General features: G+C 65.0%; 22 protein-coding genes. 6 read left to right on the forward strand and 16 right to left on the reverse strand.

The features are described from left to right. Positions 1-47 precede the first annotated feature (47 nt). The 9 genes from E3T51_RS04745 to E3T51_RS04785 all read right to left on the reverse strand — a co-directional run bounded on the left by E3T51_RS04745 (position 48) and on the right by E3T51_RS04785 (position 8,596). Positions 48-1,010 (reverse strand): LacI family DNA-binding transcriptional regulator, encoded by a 963-nt coding sequence (locus E3T51_RS04745; RefSeq protein WP_134528146.1) that lies wholly within the window; start codon positions 1,008-1,010, stop codon positions 48-50. Positions 1,011-1,038: 28 nt separating this feature from the next. Continuing rightward, on the reverse strand, positions 1,039-2,049 hold the full coding sequence (locus E3T51_RS04750; RefSeq protein WP_134528148.1) for a phosphotriesterase family protein: 1,011 nt from the start codon (positions 2,047-2,049) through the stop codon (positions 1,039-1,041). Continuing rightward, positions 2,046-2,960 carry a shikimate dehydrogenase gene (locus E3T51_RS04755; protein ID WP_134528151.1) on the reverse strand — a complete coding sequence of 305 codons (915 nt, stop codon included), beginning with the start codon at positions 2,958-2,960 and terminating at the stop codon, positions 2,046-2,048. Before E3T51_RS04755 ends, E3T51_RS04750 begins: the two co-directional genes overlap by 4 nt. Then, positions 2,957-3,610: a bifunctional 4-hydroxy-2-oxoglutarate aldolase/2-dehydro-3-deoxy-phosphogluconate aldolase gene (locus tag E3T51_RS04760; RefSeq protein WP_134528154.1), complete on the reverse strand. Its 654-nt coding sequence runs from the start codon at positions 3,608-3,610 to the stop codon at positions 2,957-2,959. Before E3T51_RS04760 ends, E3T51_RS04755 begins: the two co-directional genes overlap by 4 nt. A gap of 2 nt (positions 3,611-3,612) precedes the next feature. Continuing rightward, positions 3,613-4,596, reverse strand: a complete 984-nt coding sequence (locus tag E3T51_RS04765) for an NAD(P)-dependent oxidoreductase (protein ID WP_134528157.1) — start codon at positions 4,594-4,596, stop codon at positions 3,613-3,615. Next, the gene (xylB, locus tag E3T51_RS04770; protein ID WP_134528160.1) at positions 4,569-6,068 is read right to left on the reverse strand and encodes a xylulokinase; all 1,500 of its coding nucleotides are present in this window, start codon (positions 6,066-6,068) and stop codon (positions 4,569-4,571) included. The genes E3T51_RS04765 and xylB overlap by 28 nt, the downstream gene beginning before the upstream one ends. Beyond that, positions 6,065-6,652 (reverse strand): glucose-6-phosphate isomerase family protein, encoded by a 588-nt coding sequence (locus E3T51_RS04775; protein WP_241989175.1) that lies wholly within the window; start codon positions 6,650-6,652, stop codon positions 6,065-6,067. Before E3T51_RS04775 ends, xylB begins: the two co-directional genes overlap by 4 nt. 90 nt (positions 6,653-6,742) lie before the next feature. Continuing rightward, positions 6,743-7,594: a GntR family transcriptional regulator gene (locus E3T51_RS04780; protein ID WP_134528165.1), complete on the reverse strand. Its 852-nt coding sequence runs from the start codon at positions 7,592-7,594 to the stop codon at positions 6,743-6,745. A 39-nt stretch (positions 7,595-7,633) separates the two neighbouring features. Continuing rightward, positions 7,634-8,596: a ribokinase gene (locus E3T51_RS04785; protein WP_134528167.1), complete on the reverse strand. Its 963-nt coding sequence runs from the start codon at positions 8,594-8,596 to the stop codon at positions 7,634-7,636. Between the two features lie 130 nt (positions 8,597-8,726). Here E3T51_RS04785 and E3T51_RS04790 point away from each other — a divergent pair, with 130 nt between their 5' ends. Continuing rightward, positions 8,727-9,392: a transaldolase family protein gene (locus E3T51_RS04790; protein ID WP_134528171.1), complete on the forward strand. Its 666-nt coding sequence runs from the start codon at positions 8,727-8,729 to the stop codon at positions 9,390-9,392. 6 nt (positions 9,393-9,398) lie between these two features. On the opposite strand, the gene E3T51_RS04795 is transcribed toward E3T51_RS04790, so the two are convergent. The 3 genes from E3T51_RS04795 to E3T51_RS04805 form a co-directional block, all read right to left on the reverse strand. Next, positions 9,399-10,079: a FadR/GntR family transcriptional regulator gene (locus E3T51_RS04795; RefSeq protein WP_104191717.1), complete on the reverse strand. Its 681-nt coding sequence runs from the start codon at positions 10,077-10,079 to the stop codon at positions 9,399-9,401. A 69-nt stretch (positions 10,080-10,148) separates the two neighbouring features. Further along, complete coding sequence (locus tag E3T51_RS04800) at positions 10,149-11,129, reverse strand: Gfo/Idh/MocA family protein (RefSeq protein WP_134528174.1); 981 nt, start codon at positions 11,127-11,129, stop codon at positions 10,149-10,151. Positions 11,130-11,188: 59 nt separating this feature from the next. Continuing rightward, the gene (locus E3T51_RS04805; protein ID WP_134528177.1) at positions 11,189-12,499 is read right to left on the reverse strand and encodes an MFS transporter; all 1,311 of its coding nucleotides are present in this window, start codon (positions 12,497-12,499) and stop codon (positions 11,189-11,191) included. Positions 12,500-12,703: 204 nt separating this feature from the next. On the opposite strand from E3T51_RS04805, the gene dnaK reads away from it, so the two are divergent. The 5 genes from dnaK (at position 12,704) to E3T51_RS04830 (ending at position 17,920) form a co-directional block, all read left to right on the forward strand. Further along, on the forward strand, positions 12,704-14,578 hold the full coding sequence (dnaK, locus tag E3T51_RS04810; RefSeq protein ID WP_134528180.1) for a molecular chaperone DnaK: 1,875 nt from the start codon (positions 12,704-12,706) through the stop codon (positions 14,576-14,578). Positions 14,579-14,587: 9 nt separating this feature from the next. Next, entirely contained in the window at positions 14,588-15,214 is a 627-nt protein-coding gene (locus E3T51_RS04815; protein ID WP_104191713.1) for a nucleotide exchange factor GrpE, read from the forward strand. After that, positions 15,207-16,208 carry a DnaJ C-terminal domain-containing protein gene (locus E3T51_RS04820; RefSeq protein WP_134528183.1) on the forward strand — a complete coding sequence of 334 codons (1,002 nt, stop codon included), beginning with the start codon at positions 15,207-15,209 and terminating at the stop codon, positions 16,206-16,208. Before E3T51_RS04815 ends, E3T51_RS04820 begins: the two co-directional genes overlap by 8 nt. Positions 16,209-16,210: 2 nt before the next feature. After that, the gene (locus E3T51_RS04825) at positions 16,211-16,624 is read left to right on the forward strand and encodes a heat shock protein transcriptional repressor HspR (protein ID WP_104191711.1); all 414 of its coding nucleotides are present in this window, start codon (positions 16,211-16,213) and stop codon (positions 16,622-16,624) included. A 171-nt stretch (positions 16,625-16,795) separates the two neighbouring features. Further along, on the forward strand, positions 16,796-17,920 hold the full coding sequence (locus E3T51_RS04830) for a class I SAM-dependent methyltransferase (protein ID WP_241989189.1): 1,125 nt from the start codon (positions 16,796-16,798) through the stop codon (positions 17,918-17,920). A gap of 12 nt (positions 17,921-17,932) precedes the next feature. Here the strand turns inward: E3T51_RS04830 and E3T51_RS04835 are convergent, their stop codons facing one another. The 4 genes from E3T51_RS04835 to E3T51_RS04850 form a co-directional block, all read right to left on the reverse strand. Beyond that, complete coding sequence (locus E3T51_RS04835) at positions 17,933-18,526, reverse strand: histidine phosphatase family protein (RefSeq protein ID WP_134528189.1); 594 nt, start codon at positions 18,524-18,526, stop codon at positions 17,933-17,935. Then, positions 18,523-19,845, reverse strand: coding sequence for a glycosyltransferase 87 family protein (locus E3T51_RS04840; protein WP_134528191.1), 1,323 nt, complete (start codon positions 19,843-19,845; stop codon positions 18,523-18,525). Before E3T51_RS04840 ends, E3T51_RS04835 begins: the two co-directional genes overlap by 4 nt. Positions 19,846-19,921: 76 nt before the next feature. Beyond that, entirely contained in the window at positions 19,922-23,389 is a 3,468-nt protein-coding gene (locus tag E3T51_RS04845; protein ID WP_134528194.1) for a DEAD/DEAH box helicase, read from the reverse strand. 120 nt (positions 23,390-23,509) lie between these two features. After that, positions 23,510-24,010 carry an Lrp/AsnC family transcriptional regulator gene (locus E3T51_RS04850; RefSeq protein ID WP_134528197.1) on the reverse strand — a complete coding sequence of 167 codons (501 nt, stop codon included), beginning with the start codon at positions 24,008-24,010 and terminating at the stop codon, positions 23,510-23,512. Positions 24,011-24,093 lie beyond the last annotated feature (83 nt).

Raw genomic sequence — 24,093 nt, forward strand, 5'->3', positions numbered from 1 at the left:
CAGGGTCAAGGATGCGCCGCGCCCTGCGGCCCAGAGCGGTGCCAGATTCAGGCCGAGTTGCCGAGCCTGATCGCTTGACGAGGTCGGTCGTCGCCATGCAGGCGCTCGATCAGCAGTTGGGCGGCTGCTTCACCGAGCAGGCGTGCCGGAAGCCGGATCACGGTGACGCCACGCGGCGACAGCGTCGCGAACGGCAAATCGCCAAAACTGGCCATGCCGACGAGCGGGGGGGTGAGGTCGTGCTCGATCAGCGCTCGGAGGGCGCCGACCGCCATGAGGTTGTTGGCGACAAACACGGCATCCGGGGGTTCCGGAAGATTCAGCAGATCGACCATTGCCGCGTGACCACCCTCGACCCGAAAATCGGCATGGCGCAGGTAGCGATCTAAGTCTGCGTGCACCGTGGAAGTGGTCATCAGCACCTCTCGCCATCCATCGGCGCGGCCCTCGGCGGTGGTGCGCCCGCGCGGTCCGGTGATGCAGGCAATCCGTCGGAAGCCCTGTTCGACCAGAGCCCGAGTGGCATCGCGTCCGCCCGCGACATTATCGACGGTCACGGTATCCACATCGGGCAGGCTGCGGTCAACGGCGACGACAGGTCGTCCGCGCCGGGTCAGGTCGGTCAAATCCACGAGGTCGCTCGCCGCGGCAAGGATGATGCCCGCCATATTCTCCGACACGACGACGTCGAGATAGCGTGCTTCCTTCTCGGCGTCCTCGTCGGTATTGCACAGCACCACCGAGTACCCGGATGCCTGGGCCACGTCTTCGACGCCGCGCGCCAACGCCGTGAAAAACGGGTTTTCAATGTCCGGAATGATCAGGGCGATGACCTCGGACGATTGCTTGCGCAGCGTGCGGGCGGTCCGGTTGGGAGTGAAGGACAGCTGCTCGGCCGCCGCACGAACCCGCTCGCTGCGTTCGGCCGAGACCGTGATGCCGTTGAAGACCCGGGACACGGTCGCCGGGGAGACTCCGGCAAGCGCGGCGACGTCGTAAATCGTGGCCATGGAGGTCCTTTCGTGGAGCGTCTCCACTTTACTGATCCTGGCCGACGCTCGGCTCGTCTGGTTGGGAGGACAGAAGACGGCCGGATTGACCTGGCGTCCAGGTGAGAAACCGTGCCGCGTTTTCACGCAGGATCGTGTCTACTGGCCCCTGACCGATTCTGGCGCGCAGCGCCGGCAGATAGCGGGTGCCGAGATAGGCCAGTCCCGGCATTCCGCCATAGGCAATGTATCGGCTGCGCCTCGCCACATCGCCGCCGATGAGAATGTGTTGCAGGCCCCCGCCAACGATGACGGCTTCGGTGAGGTCGAGCAATTCGGCATCGCTTCGGGTGCGCGGCCGGGCGATGCCGTCGTAGCCGAGCCAGGCCCCCCTCGCCACGAGTTCCAGGTGCAAGGCCGGGTTTGGATCGCGATCGGCGTGAGCCAACACCACCCCGCTCGGCTGAACGCCGAGCGTCAGGAGAAGGTCAAGCACTTCGTGGGCCGCCGTGCAGTATTCAAGGTGCACCATGATCGGAGCGCCGGTCGCTGCGTGGGCGATGGCAACGGCCACGAGAGTCTCGCGTTCAAAGGCGGAGATCGACCAGTAGTCGATGCCCGCCTTCAGCACACCGGCACGTACGGGGTCGCCGGCCGGCGTCTGCGCCCGTGCCTGGTGATGGTCGAGGCGGGGCATGCCCTCACGCAGGTCGGTGAGGAACAGGTCGGCGCGACGACGGGCATCCAACCGGCGCAGCCAGTGATCGGGCGAATAGTGCGCGTCGCGGTGCGCGCCGGTGGTGGCGATCACGGTCAGCCCGGTGGACTGACTGATTCTAGCCACCGCTTCCGGGTCGCGGCCGAGCCCAATCGGGGTCGCGTCAATCATGGCGTCGAACCCGCTCGTGCGCAGAAGCTGAGCTTCGGTTGTTGATGCCGATTCATCGCGCAACTCATCACCGACGAGCAAAGGGCTGACCTGAAACAGGTGCTCATGATAGTTGACCCGGCCGAGCCCGGACGGGTCTACATCGCCGAGCACACTGCGAATCAGGTTCATCGCGCGATCAACGCCGCCTCGGACAGCGCAGTAACCAGATCTTCGGTGAGTTCGATGTCGAAGACCTCGGCGATGACCTGCGACCAGCCGTGGATGAAATAACGCCAGCCGTCAACGATCGTCAGTTGCGCTGCATCCGCTTGCGTACGTGCCTGCGCGAGAAACTCCAGGGTGCCGCGGTAATTGAATTCCCACACGTAGGCGGCTGACGGAAACGGTGTTTCGGAGGGCAGGGGGCTTCCTGGGCGGTCCTTGCCCAGGCCGCTCGCATTGACGATCAGGCTGTGCGCCGGAGCGGAAGCGACTACGTCGCGGGTGACCTGGTCGTCGTCCACCAGAACGTAGCGGATGAGGCCAGCGGGTGTTCCGCGGCGCTCATGCACACCCCTGAGGTGATCGAGTCGGCTCTGAGCGGTGTCAGTCACGACGATCAACTCTGGGACGTCTGTTCGCTCGGCCAGATACCAGGTAAGTGCGGCGCCGGCGCCGCCGGCGCCCAGGCAGACGACCTGGCCGGCGGTGCGCGCGAAGTGATCGTCGGGCAGGAATTCGCGAGCCGCCAGCCCCGCGGTCAACGGGTCTTTGGCGTGGCCGATCAGTCGCCTTCCACGTTTGGAGATGCTCGACAGCTCTCCGCAGAGGATGCTGAACTCGTCGAGTTCGTCGAACAGGTCGTGGGTTGCCGAATACAGGCCCATCTTGTGGGTGGTGACGAGGGCGCCCAGATGATTCGGGTCGTCGCGAATCTGTTCGACAAGCTGCACATACTGCTGCGCGGTCGCCCCAACGGGGAGGTCATGGCCGATCAGGGTTCGGGTAGGCAGGTCGAGGATCCGGGCCCACACCGGAAAGATTGACATGATCGACGACTGCGCGGTGCTCACACCGACGAAGCCCATATAGCCGTTCATGCCCCGACCTCCGTCGTGTGCGGGTGCACGCCGGCAGAGATGAACCGGGCCGCCAGACGTTCGATGTTGCCATAATTCTCGGTCGCCAGATCGACCGCGGAGACCAGATCGCCACCAACGCCGACAGCGATCGCACCCGCATCGAACCAGGCACCGATATTGTCCGGCGTGACACCGCCGGTGGGCATGAGCGGAACATGGGGAAACGGACCGCGAAGCGACTTGAGAAAAGCCGGCCCGCCCAGGGAGGCGGGAAAGATCTTGACAACGTCGGTGCCGTATTCCACCGCAGCCATCAGTTCACTCGGGGTGAGTGCGCCGGTGATGACGAGCAGCCCGGTGGCCTTCATCGCAGTGGTAAGTGCCCGCCGCGTGCCGGGGCTGACCAGAAACTGCGCCCCTGCCGCTGCCGCACGCATCGCTTCATCGCTCGTCGTCACGGTTCCGGCGCCTAGATAGATATCGTCGCCGTAGCGTGCGGACAGCTCGCGGATGACGGCTGGTGCGTCGGGCGTGGAATAGGTGATCTCGAGCCCGGTGATGCCGCCCGACACCAGGGCATCCGCTGCCCGCAGTGCGCTGGCGGCGGAGGGGGCGCGCACAACAGCCAGCACGCGAGTGTTCTGGAGTCGGGTCAGGGGATTCGTCATGGTCACGCTTTCGTTGAGACGGGATTGGCCGGGGGGTCACCCGCAAGAACGGCGAGCAGGTTGTCGACGGCCATCGAACCCATGTTGTCGACTGCCTGCACGGTTTGCGCGCCGAAATGCGGGGTCACGATCACCCGGTCCGCCAGGTCGGCTGCCAGCAGCGGGGACGACAGGCCGCGGGCATCGCCGGCGAGGGTGTCGGCGGCGAATCCGCCGACGGACTGCGCGCGCAATGCCTGGGCGAGAGCGGGTTCATCGATGAGCTCCGCGCGGGCGGTGTTCACGATGACGATCCCGGGCCGGGTGCGGGCGAGCCACTCGTTGGTGATGATACTGGCGCCGCCGGGACTGTGCAGGGTGACCAGATCGCATTCCGACGCCATGGCGAGGATTCCCTGCGGGATGGCCCCTGCCTTATGGACGGCGTTATCGCCGAGCCACGGGTCGTGCGCCAGAATGCGGGAGCCGAAGCCCCGGAGGCGCCGAGCGACGCCCTGCCCGATCCGGCCGAAACCAATGATTCCGACGGAGAGGGCTCCGAGTTCGCGCCCGCGCAGCACGGACCAGTCGTTGGCGCGAACGCGACGGTCTCCCGCCGTGGTGCCGCGCAGAATGGCGAGCATCAGCCCGACCGCGTGATCGGCGACCGCATCGCTGTTGGCGCCGGGAGTGTTGGTCACGACGATTCCCTGCTCGGCGGCCGCGGCAATATCCACGGATTCCACGCCGACGCCGTAGCGGGCAATCACCCGCAGGTGCGGCGCCGCGTCGAGGTGTTGCCGGGTGATCACACCCGTCCCGGCGATCCACCCGACCGCGTCGGGCAGGAGCGCGCGCAGTTCGGCGATATCGTGGCTCGGCGAAGCTGTGACGACGGTGTGCCCGGCGTCGGCGAGCCGGCCCACCTCATCGATACTGCCGGAGGAAAAGGACCGACTGGTGACTAGAACGGTACCCATCAGCGGCCGGCCCGAGTCGCGAACCACGGTTCCAGGCGCTCATAGCCGTCGACGAAAACGACGTGGCGGTCGAGATAATCGTTGTGACGGCCGTGGTCGGGGATGAATTCTGCCGATACCTCGGAGAGACCGCGCGCGGCACTGAAATCATCGACCAGTCCGAGGCCGACGGCCGCGGTGACCGCGGCACCGAGGCTGTTTGCCTCTTCGACGATGGTGCGGCGCCGTACGGGAATTCCCCAGACATCCGCGAGGATCTGCAGCCAGACGTCGCTGGCCGCTCCGCCGCCGATCGCGTCAACGCGTTCAATGGACGCGCCGGCCTCCCGGAAGGCCTGCACGCAGGTGAGCAGGTTGAAAGCCACGCCCTCAAGCACCGCCCGGGTCATTTCGGCACGCCCATGATGACGGTTGATTCCGATGAACGCTCCCGCGGCATCCGGATTCCAGTACGGCGAACGCTCACCGAGCAGGTATGGCAGAAAGTAGAGACCGCTTGATGCGGCTGATGCGGTCGATGCTTCGGCGACGAGGGCCGCCAGGCTCGCGCCCGTGGGCGCCGGGTCGAGCAGTTCCGACACCCAGGCCATCGCGCCGCCGCCGGCCTGCATTGTTGCGGTGGGCACGTAGTGATGGGGAATCACGTGATCGAAGGTCATTGTGCGCTGCAGCCGGTCGTGCACGGGGGCCGTGCTCGTGAAGGAAATCCACGACGAGGTGCCCAAGCACACGTAGGCGCCGTCTTCGGGGGTGACAATGCCTGCCCCGACCGCGGCGATGGGGCCGTCGCCGCCGCCGAGCACAACCCGGGTCGTTCGGGGCAGCCCGATCGCGCTCGCCGAATCGTCAGTCAAGGTGCCCACTACGGCAGTGGCATCGAGGATCTCAGGAAAGAGGTGCGCGCCCAGGCCTGCAGCCGCGAGCATTTCGGACGACCACTCGCCGCGTTGCTGGTCATAGGCGTTCGTGGCGGATGCGTCGGACCGATCGGTGACGAGGCGCCCAGTGAGCCGGTGCACAACGAAGTCTTTGGCCAGGCAGAAGTGGCGAACGCGAGAAAACTGGTCGGGTTCGTTGTCGCGCACCCACATGATTTTTTCCAGCGAGTAGGTGGGGTTGAGCCGATGCCCGAGCAGGGAGTATGCACGGTCCTGGCCGATGATGCTTTCCAAATGTTGCGCCTGTTTCGTGCTGCGCGTGTCTGCCCAGATGAGTGCGGGACGCACCGGCAGGTAGTCGGAATCCAACAGCACCGCACCCATCATTTGGCCGCTAACGACGAGCCCGGTCACCTGGGAGGGGTCGACGCCGGACCGGGTCAGGAGCCCGCGGGTGGCTTCCACCACCGCGTTCCACCAGTCATCTGGGTTTTGCTCCGCGATACCGCCGTCGGCGAAGAATGCGCCGTAGTTGGCGGTCACCGAGGCGACGAGTCGTCCGTCGTCGCGGTGCAGGGATGCCTTGTTTCCGGTGGTGCCGAGGTCGTGGGAGATGATCATGACGAGGCCTCCGCGAAGTAGCCGCCGAAGGCCACGCCGTCATCCTGACGCCACACTCGCTGGCCCAGGCCGTATTCCAACACCCAGCCATAGTCATGGCCGGCGCCGCCGGGGTAGACGGCGAGGAACGAATACGGTTTACCGCCGACGTTGACGCTGCGGTGCGCCCAGCCCGGTGGGATATAACCGATGGTGCCAGGGGTCATGTCCACCCAGCGGGTATCCGTCCCGTCGAACATGAGCAGCCCCCCGCGTCCCGAAATTCCGAGATAGATTTCACCCTGGTGGTTGGGATGCTGGTGGCCCTTGGTCATCCAGAATTCCCCACCGGTGGAGCCCGGCTGGATGGTCGTGATCGATTGCGGAAGTTCGCGATCGGCTTCCGGTACCAGGCTCGACACGACGGAATAAACGATCGGGTCGCCGTCGGCGACGGCGGTCCGCCACGCATTCTGATCGAGGAACAGCCCTTCGAGGTCGGACATGCGTCGAGTAAGTTCCGGACCTGCGGGGCTCAGAGTGCCAGCCGCTTGGTCGAAGCGGATAGACATGGGCGGAACGGGCAGTACGGAGTAATCAGACAAGTCGTCTCCTGGCTCGGGGCAGCGGCGGTGCTGCAGATCCAGAGTACCTGTACTTACAGGTGACATGTAATTACAGGCAAAATTCTTTCGCTATGGTGCCGTTTGCCTGGCGGTGCCAGTATGGCGTAGCGCAGCCGTGCTCTGGGTGGCGGACGAGGCGCTCAACTGGAACTCGAAGCGACTGCGGTCTCCGCGATGATACGCAATGAAGTATTCCATTGGCTGTTCCTGCTCGTCGTAGCTGACGCTTCGCAGTACCAGCAAAGCCTGGCCGGAACCGACCTTGAGCAGTGCTCCCTGTGCCCGATTCGCGGATACCGCTTCGGCAGACCGGACTCCACGCACTGCGCGGATTCCGTGGGTAGCCAGCAGCGCATACAGTGACTTGTCCCGCAGATCTTCGTGCAGGACCAGCAATCCGATGTCGTGCGGCAGGTACGTCGTCGTCCACGACCAGGGTTCGTCATCGACGTAGCGCAGCCGCTCGATCACGACGACCGGCGACTGCGGAGGGACACCGAGGGACTCTGCAACATCGTCTTCGGCCAGGATCACCTCCTGCCGACGAACCTCGCTGAGAACGTGCCCGCCGCGGGCGGCTACTTCTTCGTACAGCCCGGTCAGCGTGTGCACGAGGCTTTCCGGCACCTTCTGGTGCGCTACAAACGTGCCTTTGCCTTTGACCCGTTCGATGATCCCCTGATTCTCCAGCTGGGAGAGCGCCTGCCGCACTACTGTCCGGGAGACATTGAATTTCTCACACAATCGGTGTTCGCCAGGGAGCAGATCGCCCGCTCGCAACCCCTGGCTGGCGATGTCGTCGATGATTCGACGCTTCAGTTGGTGGTACATGGGTGTCGCGGCGAGCCGGTCGATATCTGGGGGCGTATGGGTGCTGCGGGCTGGCCCGACGGAGTCGAGCGGGGACGGTTGCTTGTTCATCGTGTCACTCTCTGTGGGTCGGCATGAGAACATCCGGAGTCAGTGCGCCACACCGGCATACACGTCGAGCAGCGCCTCCACGGCGGCGCGCTGCGGAAGGCTCGGCGATGCGCCGCGCTGGGTGACGGTGAGCGCGCCGGCGGCCATCGCCTGGCTGATGGCATCCGCTAAATCATCGCCGCGTGCGAGTGCCGCGCCGAGGTAGCCGGCGAAGGCATCGCCGGCCGCTGTCGTGTCGACGGCTACCACCGGAATGGCGGGAAAATGTTGGGTCGCGGTTTCTGAGACCAGGATGGCGCCGGCCGACGCCATGGTGATCAACGCGTGGCCCGCTCCCCGCGCGGTAAACCACCTGCCGGCGGCCGTGGCGGAGTCAGCGTCGCTCACGACGATGCCGGTGAGTCGGCTGGCTTCCGTCTCGTTGGGCGTGACGATGTCAACCAGGGGCCAGATCGCTTCGTCGAGCGGGGTCGCGGGGGCCGGGTCGAGGATTACGATGAGCCCGCACTCGTGTGCCCTGCGGATCGCGTGCTGGGTGAGTGCCCAGGGGATTTCGAGCTGGGTCAGGAGCACCTTTGACGACGAGGCGCGGGCCAGAAAGGCGGCGTCGATCTGCGCCGCGCTTAGTGCGGCATTGGCCAGGGGAACCATGACGATGTCATTCTCACCGGAGTCATCGACGCGGATATGGGCGATTCCGCTTGGGCCCGGAACCTGGGCGACATGTTCGATATTGACTCCGGCCTGCTGCAGGCCATCCGTGAGCATCGGTGCGAACAGATCGGTGCCGACGCAGGAGACCATATAGGCCGAGCCGCCGGCGAGAGCGGCTGCGATGGCCTGGTTGGCACCCTTGCCGCCGAGCACCAGCGTGAAGTCATCGCCCAAAATGGTCTCGCCCGGGGACGGGAGGCGGTGGGAGAAGGTCGTGAGGTCTGCCGTGGTACTTCCCACGATCAGGATTCCGTCGGTGCGGGGTGCCGACGACTCTGTCTGGCTCATTGGTGCCTTTCCTGGTGCGTGCGCCATGTGACGTGTAAGTACATTACCGGACAGGTGGCGACAGGGCCCTATTCCTGGTTGCTAGTGTCGAGTGCCGGAGCTTATCGGCGGATCGAAGGAGAGAGCCTCGATGAGTCGAGATCGTCGTTTTTATGTTGACAGCGCCCAGGTAGCCGATGTCAGTGAATTGCTTCGTGACGGGCTGGTGCACGGTGTGACAACGAACCCCACGATTCTCGAACGAGCCCAGCGCAGTGCCGCGGATTCGCCCGAACTCTACGCGCGCTGGGTGGCCGAAGGCGCGCAGGAAGTGTTCTTCCAAGCCTGGGGGGAGAATACCCGGGCGCTTCTGCGCAATGCTGAGGGCATCCTGGCGCTCGGGTCGAAAGTCGTCGTCAAGGTTCCGGCGACGCGCGCCGGGTTCGCTGCGGCCGTCGCACTGCACGGGGAAGGGGCGACGGTTCTGCTCACGGCCGTCCACTCGCCGAGCCAGGCCCTCATGGCGGCGAGTCTGGGTGTGCGCTACATCGCTCCCTATCTCGGCCGAATGCAGGACAGCGGCCTCGACGGCGTCGCCGAAATAGCTACTATGACCACCATGGTGGCCGACACCGCCACCGACGTTCTCGCCGCGAGCCTGCGCTCCCCGGACGCCATCGTGGCGCTCGCCGAGGTGGGGGTGCGCTACTTCACCGCGGCACCGGCAGTTATTCTGGCCGTGCTGCAGCACGACGTGAGCGACCGCTCGAGTGCTGAGTTCGAGGCGGCCGTCGCCCGCGGAGCAGCGCGGATCTAGGTGCGGTCAGGCCGCGACCAGCGCGTCACGCAGCCACTGTTCAATACCGGAGATATGCACGATGGTCAGGGCGTGTGCGAGCTCTGCATCGTGGCCCTCAAGGGCGTCGGCAATCGCTTCATGTTCGGCAAGCGTGCGTTCGACGGAGTGCTCCTGGGTGAGGCCACGCCAGATCCGGGCGCGCATCGTGTGGCTCGATAGAGAATCGATCAGGCTGGCCAGGTAGGCATTTCCGGAGGCCGCGGCGATGGCTCCGTGAAATTGGATGTCCGCCGTCACCAACCCCTCGACGTCGGTCGACTCGTTCACCAGCTCGAGCAGGGCGCGCAGTGTGGCCAGCTCGTCTGCGCTCATGCGCACTGCGGCGAGTGCTGCTGCGGCCGGTTCCAGGATGCGCCGCACTGCGAATAGTTCCAGCACGGACGAATCGGTGTGCAGGTCTGTGATGAACGTCATCGCTTCAAGAAGGAGGCGTGGTTCCAGGCTGGTGACGTAGGTGCCGTCACCGCGCCGCACGTCGAGCACACGAATGACTTCGAGCGCCTTGACCGCCTCCCGCAGTGAGCTGCGGGAAAGGCCGAGCCGCTCACTCAACTCTTTCTCCGGGGGGAGTTTGTCGCGGGGTTTGATCTCACCGCTCAAGATCATGTCTTTGATCTTGAGAATCGCTTCATCGGTGACGGCCATAAGCAGATTCTATCTGTCGTCGAAATCCCGACCCGGCTGCAGGGCCAGCATGTACCGGGCCGGGACGACTCAGTTGAACTGTCGGTTGATGCCGGCCGCGGCATAGATGGCATCGATGACGATCATGTTGTTGACCGAGTCAGCACCCTCTGTGGGCATCGGAGTGTGCTGGGCCAGGGCGGTGACGATCGCATCCAGCTGGTGGTCGTAGGTGGTGAGACCGGCTACGGTGCTGACCCGGGTTATGCCATCGACGGTTTCACTGATGCTGTGGCCAGCGGAGGGGAAGACGAGATTATCCACGTGTGCGGTGCCGCGAGAACCGACGATGTCAAGTGTTGACGTCTCGTTCGGGCCGGCTTCCATGCTTGCCGAGACGTGGGCTGTGGTGCCGGACGGGAAGCGCAGCTCTGCCTCAATGCTCATGTCGGCGCCGAGTGGGTTCGTCGTTGCGATTGCACTCACGATGGCGGGTTCCTCGTTCATCAAGCTGCGCACCCAGTGCAGGGGATAGCAGCCAAGGTCCATCAGCGCCCCGCCGCCGAGGGCGGGTACGTGGCGGATACCGCGGGGTTCGAACGGGTTGCCGACCGAGAAGTCTGCGCGCAGCGCCACGATGTCACCGAGCCGGCCCGACGCGATCAGGGCATCGATTTCGAGGCTTAGCGGATGGTAGCGATCGTGGAAGGCCTCGATCAGGCGGTGGCCGGTAGCCTGCGCCGATTCGAGCATACGCTCGGCCTGTGCGGCATTCATGGCGAACGGCTTTTCGCACAGCACGTCCTTGCCGGCTTCGAGTGCCGCGATCGACCACTCGGCGTGTTCGGAAGGAGGCAGAGCGTTGTACACGAGATCGATGTCGGGGTCGGCCAATAAGGCGCGGTAGTCGTCGTAAAAACGCTCGATTTTGTGGACGGAGGCATAGTCGGCGGCCGCCGACGGGCGGCGTGACGCCACGGCCATAACGGTGACGTCGGTTCGGCGCTCGGCCGGGTGGATGATTGCTGCCGGGGCTATACCTGACGCGCCAAGGAGGCCAATACGAAGCACAGTGTCTTCCTTCAAAAGCTGTTGTCGGTACGAAGTCGTGTTGTGTTGCGCTCCACAGGCTACGCGATCTGCTGCTGTCTGGCCGAGACGGGAATGAGCAGCAGCAGGCCCAGGAGCAGCACGAGCATGATGCCGAGAATGCCCCAGTAGGTGGCGCCGAAGATCGACACGAAGACCGCGAAGGCAGTCGGGGCCAGAAAGCTGACGGCGCGACCGGTCGTCGCATAGAGCCCGAAGACTTCGCCCTCGCGGCCGGGGGGAATGAGACGCGCCAGAAAGGTGCGACTGGCCGATTGGGCCGGGCCGACGAACAGGCACAGGGTCAGTCCCGCCGTCCAGAACACGATCTGCCCGCCGTCGTGCAGCAGAAACACGAGCATCCCGCTCACTAACAGGCCGACGAGTGCGGTCACGATCACCGGTTTCGCACCGAGACGGTCATCGAGCACGCCGACCGCCATGGTGGCGATGCCGGCGACCACATTGGCGGCGATAGCGAAAATGATCACCTCGCCCGGCGAGAATCCGAAAACGGATGCCGCGAGCACTCCACCGAAAGTGAAGACGCCGGCCAGGCCGTCACGAAAAACGGCACTCGCCATCAGGAAGTAGACGGTCGGACGGCTGGTGCTCCAGAGGCGCTTGACGTCGCGGGCGAGAACGGCATAGCTCTGCAGGAAGCCGATCTTCTCGCGGCGCATGGCCGCGGGCGCCCGATATTCGGGCACCTGCAGCAGCACCGGCAGCGCGAAGAGCGCGAACCAGGCCGCGGCAACGAGCATGGTGACGCGCACGGCCAGACCGTTCTCACTGGTCACGCCAAATAGTCCCACCTCGGGAGCGATAAAGCCGAAGTAGACGATGAGGAGCAGCACGATCCCGCCGAGGTAGCCCATGCCCCAGCCGAACCCGCTGACCTTGCCGATGCTGCGGGGAGTGGATACCTGGCTGAGCATCGCGTTGTAATTGACGCCCGCGAATTCGAAGAAAACGTTGCCCGCGGCGAGCAAAACGAGCCCGAGCATCAGATAGCTGGGACTGGCCTCGACGAAGAACATCGCCGTGGTGAGGCCGACGACCACGAAGGTGTTGGCACCCAGCCAGAATTTACGCCGCCCCGAGGTGTCAGATCGTTGCCCGGTGATGGGGGCGAGTACCGCCACCAGGAGTCCGGCAATGGCCAGTGCCCAGCCCAATTGCGCGGAGACGACGTCTTCGTCGCCAAAGGACGAGCCGGTGATGTAGACGCTGAAGACGAACGTCGTGACGACGGCGTTGAAGGCCGCCGACCCCCAGTCCCAGAACGCCCAGGCCACCACCCGTCCGCGCGTTGGAGCGGTTCCCGCGTCTACGGCGACTGTCTCGGTCATGTCCACAATCTACTGCCCGGTGGTAAACATCTGGATTCGCCGCGTTGCCGCATCCGCTTCTTAAAGTTGAGTCACTCACACTCAACTTTCAGCCGCAGAAATTGACAGGGATGCGACGGCGCTGGAATACTTGAGCCATCGAGGCTCAAGTCTTGAGATTACTTAGTAGTTCGTTTCGCACATGAATGAAGGAGAACAACCCACATGGCTCGTGCAGTAGGTATTGACCTCGGAACCACCAACTCTGTGGTGGCCGTGCTCGAAGGTGGAGAACCCACCGTCATCGCCAACGCTGAAGGCTTGCGCACCACCCCCTCGGTGGTCGCGTTCACCAAGGACGGCGAGGTTCTCGTCGGAGAAACCGCCAAGCGTCAGAACGTCACCAACGTCGACCGCACCATCTCCAGCGTCAAGCGCCACATGGGCACCGACTGGAACGTCGCCATTGACGACAAGAAGTACACCCCGCAGGAGATCTCCGCTCGTATTCTTGCCAAGCTCAAGCGTGACGCCGAACAGTACCTGGGCGAAAAGGTCACCGACGCCGTCGTGACCGTACCCGCGTACTTCAACGACGCCGAGCGTCAGGCTACGAAGGAGGCCGGCGAGATCGCCGGACTCAACGTGCTGCGCATCATCAACGAGCCCACCGCCGCCGCGCTGGCCTACGGCCTCGACAAGGGCAAGGAAGACGAGCTCATCCTGGTCTTCGACCTCGGAGGCGGAACCTTCGACGTGTCGCTGCTCGAGGTGGGCAAAGACGACGACTTCTCTACCATCCAGGTGCGTTCGACCGCCGGCGACAACCGCCTCGGCGGCGACGACTGGGACCAGCGCATCGTTGATCACCTGATCAAGCGCTTCAAGGAGACCACCGGCGTTGACGTGTCCAAGGACAAGATTGCCAAGCAGCGCCTCAAGGAAGCCGCTGAGCAGGCCAAGAAGGAACTCTCCTCGAGCATGTCGACGAGCATCCAGCTGCCCTACCTGTCGCTGACCGAAAACGGCCCGGCCAACCTCGACGAGACGCTCACCCGCGCCCAGTTCGAGAAAATGACCGAAGACCTGCTCGACCGCACCAAGAAGCCTTTCCAGGACGTCATCCGTGAAGCCGGCGTCAAGGTCGGCGACATCGCCCATGTCGTTCTCGTCGGTGGTTCCACCCGTATGCCCGCCGTGTACGAGCTCGTCAAGAGCGAGACCGGCGGCAAGGACCCGAACAAGGGCGTCAACCCGGACGAGGTCGTCGCCGTTGGCGCAGCCCTGCAGGCCGGCGTGCTGAAGGGCGAGCGCAAGGACGTTCTGCTCATCGACGTCACCCCGCTGAGCCTCGGCATCGAGACCAAGGGCGGCATCATGACCCGTTTGATCGAGCGCAACACGGCCATCCCCACCAAGCGCAGCGAAACCTTCACCACGGCCGACGACAACCAGCCGTCCGTGGCGATCCAAGTCTTCCAGGGCGAGCGCGAGTTCACCCGCGACAACAAGAACCTCGGCACCTTCGAGCTCACCGGCATCGCGCCGGCACCGCGCGGCATCCCGCAGGTCGAGGTCACCTTCGACATTGACGCCAACGGCATCGTGCACGTGTCCGCCAAGGACAAGGGCACCGGAACCGAGCAGTCGATGACCATCACGGGCGGATCCTCGCTCGCGAAGGAAGACATCGAGCGCATGGTGCGCGAGGGTGAAGAGCACGCCGCCGAAGACAAGCGCCTGCGCGAAGTCGCCGAGACCCGCAACACGGCCGAGCAGCTCGCCTACTCGATCGAGAAGCTGATCAAGGACAACGTCGACAAGCTCCCCGAAGACGTGAAGAATGAGGTGCAGGCTGATGTCGACGCCCTCAAGTCCGCTCTCGCCGGCGACGACGACGACGCGGTGAAGACCGCGTTCGACAAGCTCAACGAAAGCCAGGGCAAGCTCGGCGAAGCCATCTACAAGTCCAGCCAGGCGGATGCCGCAGCCGGCGCCGACGAAGCCGGTACCGACGAGACTCCCACCGCGGAGAACAAGGATGAAGACGTTGTCGACGCCGAGGTTGTTGACGACGACGAAGACGACAAGAAGAAGTAGGCCGCAACCATGGCTGACAAGAAACATCCAGACAACGACGCTGCGGGGGTGCCCGATGACGGCACCGCCGCGGCCGGCGCGGGCGTCCCTTCGGAAGCGGCGCCCGATGCGGCATCCGCTGCTGACGGCCAGGCTCCGGCCTCGGCCGACGGGATCGAAGAAGACGAATTGACCGTTCAGGATATTCTGGACGCGGCAGAACGCGAAGTTGCCGAGCCGACGAGTGAACACCTCGCCGACCTCAAGCGAGTGACGGCCGAGTACGCCAACTACCGTCGGCGCACTGAAGCCAACCGTGCCATCGAAAAAGAGCGCGTGACCGGGGATATCGTCAAGATACTCATTCCGGTACTCGACGACATCTACCGGGCGGAGAAGCACGGCGACCTCGTGCCCGACTCCGCCTTCGCGACGATCGCGGCCAAGCTGCGTTCGAGCGTTGAGCGTCTCGGACTCACCTCGTTCGGTGCGGTCGGCGACCCCTTCGACCCGACCATGCACGAGGCGATCTTCCAGCAGCCCAGTGCAGCCGTCGACACCGAAACCGTCGGCGACGTCGCGGAGACCGGGTATTACCTCGGTTCCACGCTGTTGCGCGCGGCCAAGGTCGTCGTTCAGGTACCGAGCGATGGCTAGCCAAGACTGGTTCGACAAAGACTTCTATAAGGTTCTCGGGGTATCGAAAGATGTCACGCCGGCCGAATTGAAGAAGGCGTACCGCAAGCTCGCTCGCAAGTACCACCCGGACTCCAACCCGGGGAACCCCGCCGCTGAGGCGAAGTTCAAGGAACTGAGCGAGGCGCACTCGGTGCTGAACGATGCAGCCCAGCGCAAAGAGTATGACGCCGTGCGGGCCATGGGCAGCGGGGCGCGGTTCGCCGCGCCCGGCGGCCGGGCTCAGAGTGGCGGCTTCGAGGATGCTTTCGGAGGCATGTTCGGCGGCGGAAGCCGTCAGCAGAGTTACACCTTCGAGCAGGGCGGTTTCGACGATATCCTCGGGGGTATGTTCGGCAGAGGTGGCGGAGGCGGGGGCGGTTTCGGCAACCCCACCGGCGGCTACCGCGGGTCAGGCGCACCCACCCGCGGCCGCGACGTGATCGCCTCGACGACCATTGACTTCATCACCGCCACGCAGGGCGATCAGATCAGCCTGCAAACCCAGGACGGGCGACCGATCAAGGTCAAGGTTCCGGCCGGAGTCGCCGATGGGCAGAAGATTCGTCTGCGTGGCAAGGGGCAGCCAAGTCCGGACGGCGGAGAAACCGGCGATATCGTGCTGACGATCACCGTGCGCAAGCATCCGGTTTTCGAGCGCGACGGCCTCAACCTGCGGGTTACCGTACCGGTCACTTTCGTCGAGGCCAGCCTCGGCGCGACGATCGAGGTACCCACCCTCGGCGGCAGCCCGGTCAAATTGCGCGTAGCCCCCGGTACTCCCGGTGGCCGTGTGCTGCGGGTCAAGGGGCGTGGCGTCACTACGGCCAAGGGTACGGGCGACCTGCTTGCCGTCGTGCAGGTCGCTGTGCCCTCGCACCTGTCGAAGGATGCGGAAGAGAAACTCGCCGCGTTCGCCGAGGCGCTGCCCAAGGAAAACCCGCGCGATGAACTGATCGCTCGGGCCAAGGGCTGATTATGGACGAGACCACCCGGGTTTTCGTGATTTCCACGGCCGCTGAGCTTGCGGGCATGCACCCGCAAACCCTGCGCCAATACGATCGCCTGGGCCTCGTCAGCCCGGAACGCACCCCCGGCAAGAGCCGACGGTACTCCATGCTCGACGTGGCAAAGCTCCGTGAAATTGCGGAACTAGGCTCGGAAGGCGTGAGTCTGGAAGGCATTCGTCGTATCCTCGAACTCGAGGATCATGTGCGCGGGCTCGAAAATCGCCTGCGCGAGTTGGAATCGACGCTCGCCGACGAACTACTGAACCGACCGGGCCGCCGCGTTTTCGCGGCTGGCTCGGCCGGCGACGTTATTTCGATGAAGGCGGGCACCCGCACCAGGCGCAGCAACCAGATTGTCATCTGGCGGCAGCCCAGACCATAGTCAGTTATCTGTATCAAGCTTCACGTTTCTGTTTCACAGCACGAACTGGTTGCACCAGCACTACTCTCAGGGGGAACCATGTCCAAATTGGACGCGTTTGACCAGTCCGCGCCGCGGAACACTACCGCCGGCACCACAGCGAGCACGCAGTTGAAAGGCGCCGCCCCGAACGTGAACGAATTTGATTTTGACCGGCTGCGTCGTCGCCCCGATATCGAGGCGGAGAACCTCTTCGCCGTCGACGCGAGCGACCGGCTCATTCTCGATGAGGCCGCCGGCGCGATCGCCGCCTACCGTTCCGGCGGCGTCGTCGTGCTCGAGGACCGATACGGCGCCCTGACGCTCGGTGCCGCAGCCCTGCACAACGCCCGCGGTATCCGCGTGTACCAGGACGCGCTCTCGGGCGAATACGCGCTCGACAGTAACGCCTCCGGCGTCAACCTGACGGAGGCCTACCGCTCACTGCCGCTCGGCGAAGAACTGCTAAGAGACGCCCATGTCGTGCTGCTGCAGCTGCCGAAAAGCCTCGACGCGCTCGACGAGATCGCCGGTGTCATCGCCAGGTACGCCGCCCCAGACGTGATCGTCTTTGCCGGCGGCCGCATCAAGCACATGACCGTGAGTATGAATGAGGTGCTGCGCCGCCACTTCGGCGCCCTCAACGTGCGCCCGGCCCGCCAGAAGTCCCGGGTTCTCATTGCCTCCTCGCCACTGGCCGCTCTAACGACCGACTGGCCGCACAGCGAACGGCACGACGACTTCGACCTCACCGTGCGCGGCCACGGTGGCGTGTTCGCCGGAACCAGCATCGACATCGGCACCCGCGCGCTGCTCGAGGTGCTCGACCGGATGAAGCCCGACGCCGAGCGTGCCATCGACCTGGGCTGCGGCACCGGAGTGCTCGCTGCGGCATTGGCTGCCCAGCGCCCGCTGCTGCAGGTACTCGCGACGGATCAGTCAGCCGTGGCCGTCGCATCCGCTCGCGCAACCGTTGACGCCAACGCGCTCGCCAATCGCGTCACTGTGGTGCGCGCCGATGGACTATCCGGCCAAGCGGATGACTCCGCCGATCTCATTCTGCTCAACCCGCCGTTTCATATTGGAGCGTCGGTGCATGCGGGCCTCGCTGAGAAACTCTTCATCGACGCGGCGCGCGTGCTCGCACCGGGCGGCGAACTGTGGACCGTGTGGAACACCCACCTCGGCTACCGTCCGATGCTCACCCGTATCGTCGGTTCGACCCGCCAGGTTGGCCGCAACACCAAGTTCACGGTGACGGTGTCGACCGGTCGTTGACGGATCGCCCGCTCAGGCGCGAACGAGCGCCTCGCCGTTGAGCACGTCGAGCTGCCACGCTGCCCCGCCATTCGCGGGGGCGTAGTGGTGGTGCACGAGGTTGATCGAGGCGTTATTGATGCTGCCGATGGGCTGGTCGAGGGCGTTTTCGAGGCTCAATCGAATGAGCGTGCCGTGCGCGACGACGATGATGCGGGCTCCGGGGTGATTTCGAGCGAGCTCGCACAGGGCATCGATGCCACGCGCGGCGACGGCCGCCTCGGTCTCGGCGCCGTGGAATCCGCCTGGAAAACGCAGGGCGTCGAGCTCGGCGCCAGCGTGGAGGCCCTCGGCTGGTCCGTAGTCGCGCTCGATCAGCCCCGGAATGCGTCGGGCCGCGTCGAGGCCGAGCTCTTCGCCGATCAGGTCAGCGGTTTCGGCCGCACGCGAAAGCGGCGACGAGACGATGAAGTCCCAGTCGTAGTGTTTTAGCGGGGCAACGGCATCCGCTGCCTGGCCTCGCCCCACGTCGTTGAGCGGTATGTCGGTGGCGCCCTGGATGCGCGCGGCGGCGTTCCAATCGGTCTGGCCGTGGCGGATGAGGGCGAAGGTCGTCGTCGTGGTCACTCGTCTATTCTGCCTTGGCCGACTGGGAGTGCGCGGCGGGCCCCAATGTGAGCTTCCCGTTCCGGCGCGGCCCAGGCCATCCGGGCCAGGGCCGTGATCGCCCAGCCCAGCAGCACGACGAGCAGCGCATTGCGCGCCGTCAGCAGCAGCAGGGAGAACAGGTCGCCGTCGATGAGCGGTAGATAGAAAATGGGAAAGATCAGCGTTGTCAGGCCGGAGATGGCCAGCGTCAGCACGGCGGGCACCCGCCACTCAGCCCAGCTTCGGCCAACCCCGACCGCGACCACCGGCACCAGCCACAACATGTACTGCGGTGAACCGACCTTGTTGAAGACGATGAACGCGCCGACCAGGGCGAGGGCTCCGAGCAGCAGCAGCTGGGCGGCATCCGCTCGCCGATGCTGGGCGATGAGCATCAGCACGAAGATCGCCGCGATGGCGCCAAACATGACCGGCGTCATCAGGGAAGCGACAAGGTTCGTGCCGGGTCCGCTCACCTCACGGGTAGCGATGGCAAAATTCTCGTAGATGACCGTGCTGGGCTGACCGAGCGTGGCCAGCCACACCCACACAGTAGTGATGGGCGCCTCGAGTTGCAGGGCGCGGTCAGACTGCTCGGTGACGAAACCGGTAAGAAATTGCAGGCCCCCGACCAGCCAGACGAATGCTGCCACCCCCGCCGACACCGCCGCGCCGGTGAGTACCACCGTGCGACGGCGAGGCGAGACGGTGACCACCGCGAGGAACACGGCGGCTGGCCAGACCTTGATCCAGGTGGCGAGGGTCAGAACGACCGCGGCGACAACCGGCCGGCGCGCGAGCAGCACGAGCGCGACGATGACGAGCGGTGCCGTGAGTCCTTCCAGTCGGAGCAGCCCGACCGGGCTCAGCAGAAACGATGCGAACAGCCAGTACCAGGCGGATTTGAAGCCGCTGCGGCGGCGTCCCCAGTCGGTGAGCGCACCGACCGCGACGGCATTCAACGTTGTGGTGAGCAGAAACCAGAGCAGCTGGTAAAGCAGCGGACCGGCGATGCCCGCGAACGCGATCGGCAGCATGGCGCCGATCGGATACACCCACTCGGTATCGATACCCTGCCAGACGCCGTACTCCAGGCCGAGTTCAGCCCAGGTGCGGTACAGCGGAAGGTCACCGAGTACCCCGCCGGTCAGGATGGTGGGCAGCAAGGCGAACAGGAACACCGCGTGCAGGCCGAGAAAACCGAGCGCAAGGGTGCGAGGGCGTTGCAGCGTGAGGCGGCGAGACGGAGTCAGCGTGCGCGCCAGGCGGGCGTCGACCCGATCGAAAATGGTGGACATGGGACCGTTTCTGCAGTGTGCGACATGGTGCTGTCGCGTGCAGTCTAGGGGGGCTGGATGAACTGTTGGTGTCGCCTCAGGCCAGGAGTTCGCGAATATCAGCGGCGGTCAGGGCGGTACCCTGCGGTGCTCCGTCGGTCATGACGCTTTCGAACAGGCGCGCTTTGGTGGCCTTGAGAGCCATGACCTTTTCTTCGATGGTGTCCTTGGATACCAGACGATAGACCATGACGTTCTTGGTTTGGCCGATGCGGTGCACGCGGTCGACGGCCTGGGCTTCGGTCGCCGGGTTCCACCACGGGTCGAGCAGAATGACGTAGTCGGCCTCGGTGAGGTTGAGGCCGAATCCGCCGGCCTTGAGGCTGATCAAAAAGACGGAACTCGTGCCCTCTTTGAAGTCGCTGATGGCTTTGGCCCGGTTGCGGGTCTTGCCGTCGAGGTAGGAGTAGCTGATGCCGGCGGCGTCGAGCCGGTCGCGTGCCTTACCGAGGTACTGCGTGAACTGGCTGAAGATGAGGGTGCGGTGGCCCTCGGCAACGGTGTCTTCGAGTAGCTCGAGCAGGGCGTCGAGTTTGGTCGAGGGAACACTGTCGTACTTCGCGTCGTACAGGCTCGCATCGAGACTGAGCTGGCGCAGCATGGTGAGCGAGCGAAAAATCTCGAAGCGGTTCGCGTTCATGTCCTCGATCAGTCCGAGCACCTTCTGACGCTCGCGGGCAAGGTGCATGTCGTAGACCTTGCGGTGCCTCGGGTGCAGGTCGAGTTCGAGCACCTGTTCCTGCTTCTCCGGCAGGTCGCTGGCGACTTCGGCCTTGGTGCGCCGCAGCATGAAGGGACGGATGCGGCGGCGCAGCTGCGCGAGCCGGTCGGCGTCGGCATCCGTTTCGATGGGCTTGCGGTAGTAGTCGGCGAAGCGGCTCGGGCTTGGGAACAGGCCGGGCGCCGTGATGGAGAGCAGCGACCACAGTTCCATCAGGTTGTTTTCCATGGGGGTGCCGGTGATAGCGAGCTTGAACGGGGTGCGCAGACGGCGGGCGCAGACGTGCGCCTTACTCTGGTGGTTCTTCACGAACTGCGCTTCGTCGAGCAGCAGTCCGGCCCAGTCCTTGGCGTTGTACTCCTCGAAGTCGAGTCGGAACAACGTATAGGAGGTGATCACGACATCCGCTTCGCCGATTTCATCCTGAAGGCTGGAGCCGCGCTTGCCGGCGGTCTGCGTGATGGCTGCTGTCGCGAGGTCTGGCGCAAACCGCGCGCATTCGGTGGCCCAGTTGGAGACGACGCTTGTGGGAGCGACCACGAGGAAGGGCTTGCGAGTGGCGCCTTGCGTGGCGCGTTGGCTGTCGCGGGCGTGGGCAATGAGGGCGATGGCCTGCAGGGTCTTGCCGAGTCCCATGTCATCGGCCAGCACGCCGCCAAGCTGGTGGTCGTAGAGAAAGCTGAGCCAGTCGAATCCGGTCTGCTGGTAGGCACGCAGGGTGGCGTGCACGGCCGGCGGGAGCGGGCGTTCGGCGAGGGGGGCGGCCTCGGCCGAGCCCTGCAGGGCGGCGAGACCCTCCACGGCGCTGCGCCAGGACGCGGCCTGCTCGGCGACGACACCGAGCAGCTGCAGCTCGTCCCACAGGTCGGCCTGAAAGCGGCTAAGACCGAGCGCGCCTGCGTTGCTCTCCTGCAGGCCTCGCGCCTCTTCGATCAGCCGTCGCAGCTGCTGCAGTTCGGGGCGGTCGAGACTGAAGTAGGTGCCACTGTCAAGGATCATCAAGTCCTGATCGGTGGCCAGTGCCCGAAACAGGTCGTCGAAGGGGATGTCTTCGCCCTCGATAGTGACGGTCACGGCGAGGTCGAACCAGTCACGGGTGTCGGTACTTTCGGTGGTGGCGAGGCTGATCACCGGCGCTTCGTCAGCTTCGCGGTAGCTCGGAGCGTCGGCCGAGACCTGCACGACAATGCCGGCAGCCTCGAGTTTTGGCACGGCCTCGCTAAGAAACGTGATCATGACGGCGCTGCGAAGCTCCGACCGCTCGAGCAGCCGGGCCGGGCTGATCGGCGTGGCAGGTTGCCAGAGCCCCGCGAACGAGGCGATCTCGCGGTCGACCGTTTGCAGCGTTTCGTCTTCGCGGGTCAGGTCACGAAACCGGGTGTCGCCGGGCGTCGGGCGCAGCGGGTGGCGGTACAGCACGGGGGCCGGTTCAACGGCGTCCGTGCTGACTGCGTTCGGGGCTGGGGCGGTGCCCGATTCGGTGGGGGCGAGGTACTGCCATTCCCAGGCGAGGGTGATCCGGGCATCCGTTTGATGGATGATCGTCAGCGCCAGCTGGGGGCGGGCCGTTTTGGGCAGCTCGAACGAGGCGTCATGGCTGGTCAGGGTCAATTTTTGCTGCAGGAACGGGTAGTAATCGGAGAGGAACGAGGGCTCGTCGTCGGCTGGAATGTCAAAGCCCCCGGTGACAGCAAGCGCGCGGATCTCAGAGCTGACCAGCACATTCAGCGGTGCGAGCACGAGCTGCCTGCCGGTCGCAAGCGGGTCAGCGGGGCCGGTGAACGTGTAGGCGCCGTGCGCCGGATCCCCGATGAAGCCGAATTCGGCGCCGCGGTGCAGCCGTTCGCCCAGCATGAGCAACGGGGTCAGTTGCAGGCCCGCATCGTCGCGGCGAATATTCAACTCCAGCGCGGCCGGCGTGGGTGAGAGCAGAACCGGATTCTGGGCATCCGTCGCGCAGACCAGCGGCAGCCCGCTCAACTGTGCTTCGTGCAGCAGGTCCCAGAGGGCCTTGTTTTCGAAGTTGTCGAGGTAGAGCCAGTGGTCGGTGTAACTGTAATAGCGCTGGCCCGTGGCCGAGAGTGCGTAAAGGGCGTTGAGAATTTTGCGGTGGCCGCGATTGTAGGTTCCCGGGGTCCAGGACAGGTTGTCCCAGGTGAGGGAGCCTCGAATCCACTTGCCCTTCTTGCCCATCACCATGGGGCGTGCGCCAAGACGGCGGGGTCCCGGGCGTCTGTTCGCGCTGTAGGCCGGGTCGAGCAGGTCGAATTGCAGCGCCAGGGCCGTGCTTGTGACGGTGTCGCTGGCAGTCGGCTTGGCGATCGGTGCCAGGGCGGCACGCCAGGCAGGCACCGGCGGGCGAATGGGAATGACCGGTGCAGGGGAGGGCGGCTGGTATGCGCCTGGGACGAAAGTCGATTCAAACACCGGGGTGCGGCGGTCGCCGATGGCGCGCACGTTCGACGCGGCGCGCTCAGCGTTCAGCTCGGCGGGAGTACTTCGGCTGGCCAGGAGCAGGGCGGCGACGTGCTTGCAGTTGCTGCCCATGGGGCAGGTGCAGGTTCCGCTGGCCCGAACCGCCTGGCCGGCGGCATTGAGCGTGAACGAGACGAGTACGGTATACGGTTGCGGGCTGGTGCCACTGACCCGACCGGTGAGGTGTGTTCCCGACTGGGCCCAGGACTGTTCGGTGACGTGCCCGTTTCGGGCGTAACGTTCACCGCGCGAGAACGACTGGCTGCCGACGATGCGAGCGATCTCGTGAGTGCTGAGGGAATGGGCCATAGGTGAGGGAGCTCCGTAAGAAAAAGGGACCAACCTCTATTATCTCACGGGAGCCTGAAGGGCCCCGCTCAATGTGAGGTGTCACGGGGCTGCGCGGTGGAGCGTGCCAAATCTCCTGAATTAGCCGCCAAAACCGGCCGGTGCGGCGGCGGGAGTGGCGGCGGTGGCCTGCAGGAGGGCCAGGGCCTGCGCTTCAATGTGGGTCTGCAGCACGATCACGCTCGACGAGCGCACGACCGTCTGCGTTGCGACGATCAGGTCGAGAACGCGCTGCACGTCGGCGTTCGACCGGGCGACGACCCGTGCCAGCATGTCGCTGTCGCCGGAGACCGTGTGCAGTTCGAGGATCTCGGGGATCTGAGCGAGGGCCGCGACGACAACGGCGTGGCCGGAATCCTGCCGCACGGTGAGTGAGCAGTAGGCGGTGACCGGATAGCCGAACTCGCTTGGGTTGAGCATGGGCGCCCACGATTTGATCACCCCGCGGCTCATCAGCCGGTCGAGGCGGGCCTGCACCGTGGCTCGCGCGACCTTTAGCAGCCGCGAGGCCTCGAGTACCGAGAGCTTGGGCCGTTCGCAAAACAGGGTGACGAGGCGGGAATCCAAAGAATCGACATCCATGGGCGTGACCTTTCGTGTGCCAGCGGAGCTGCGCTGCCGCGCCGGGCCGCTTTGCCGAACAGCATTGTGTACCAATTGTATGG

The organism is Cryobacterium serini (genome assembly GCF_004404025.1).
GTDB classification, from domain to species: domain Bacteria; phylum Actinomycetota; class Actinomycetes; order Actinomycetales; family Microbacteriaceae; genus Cryobacterium; species Cryobacterium serini.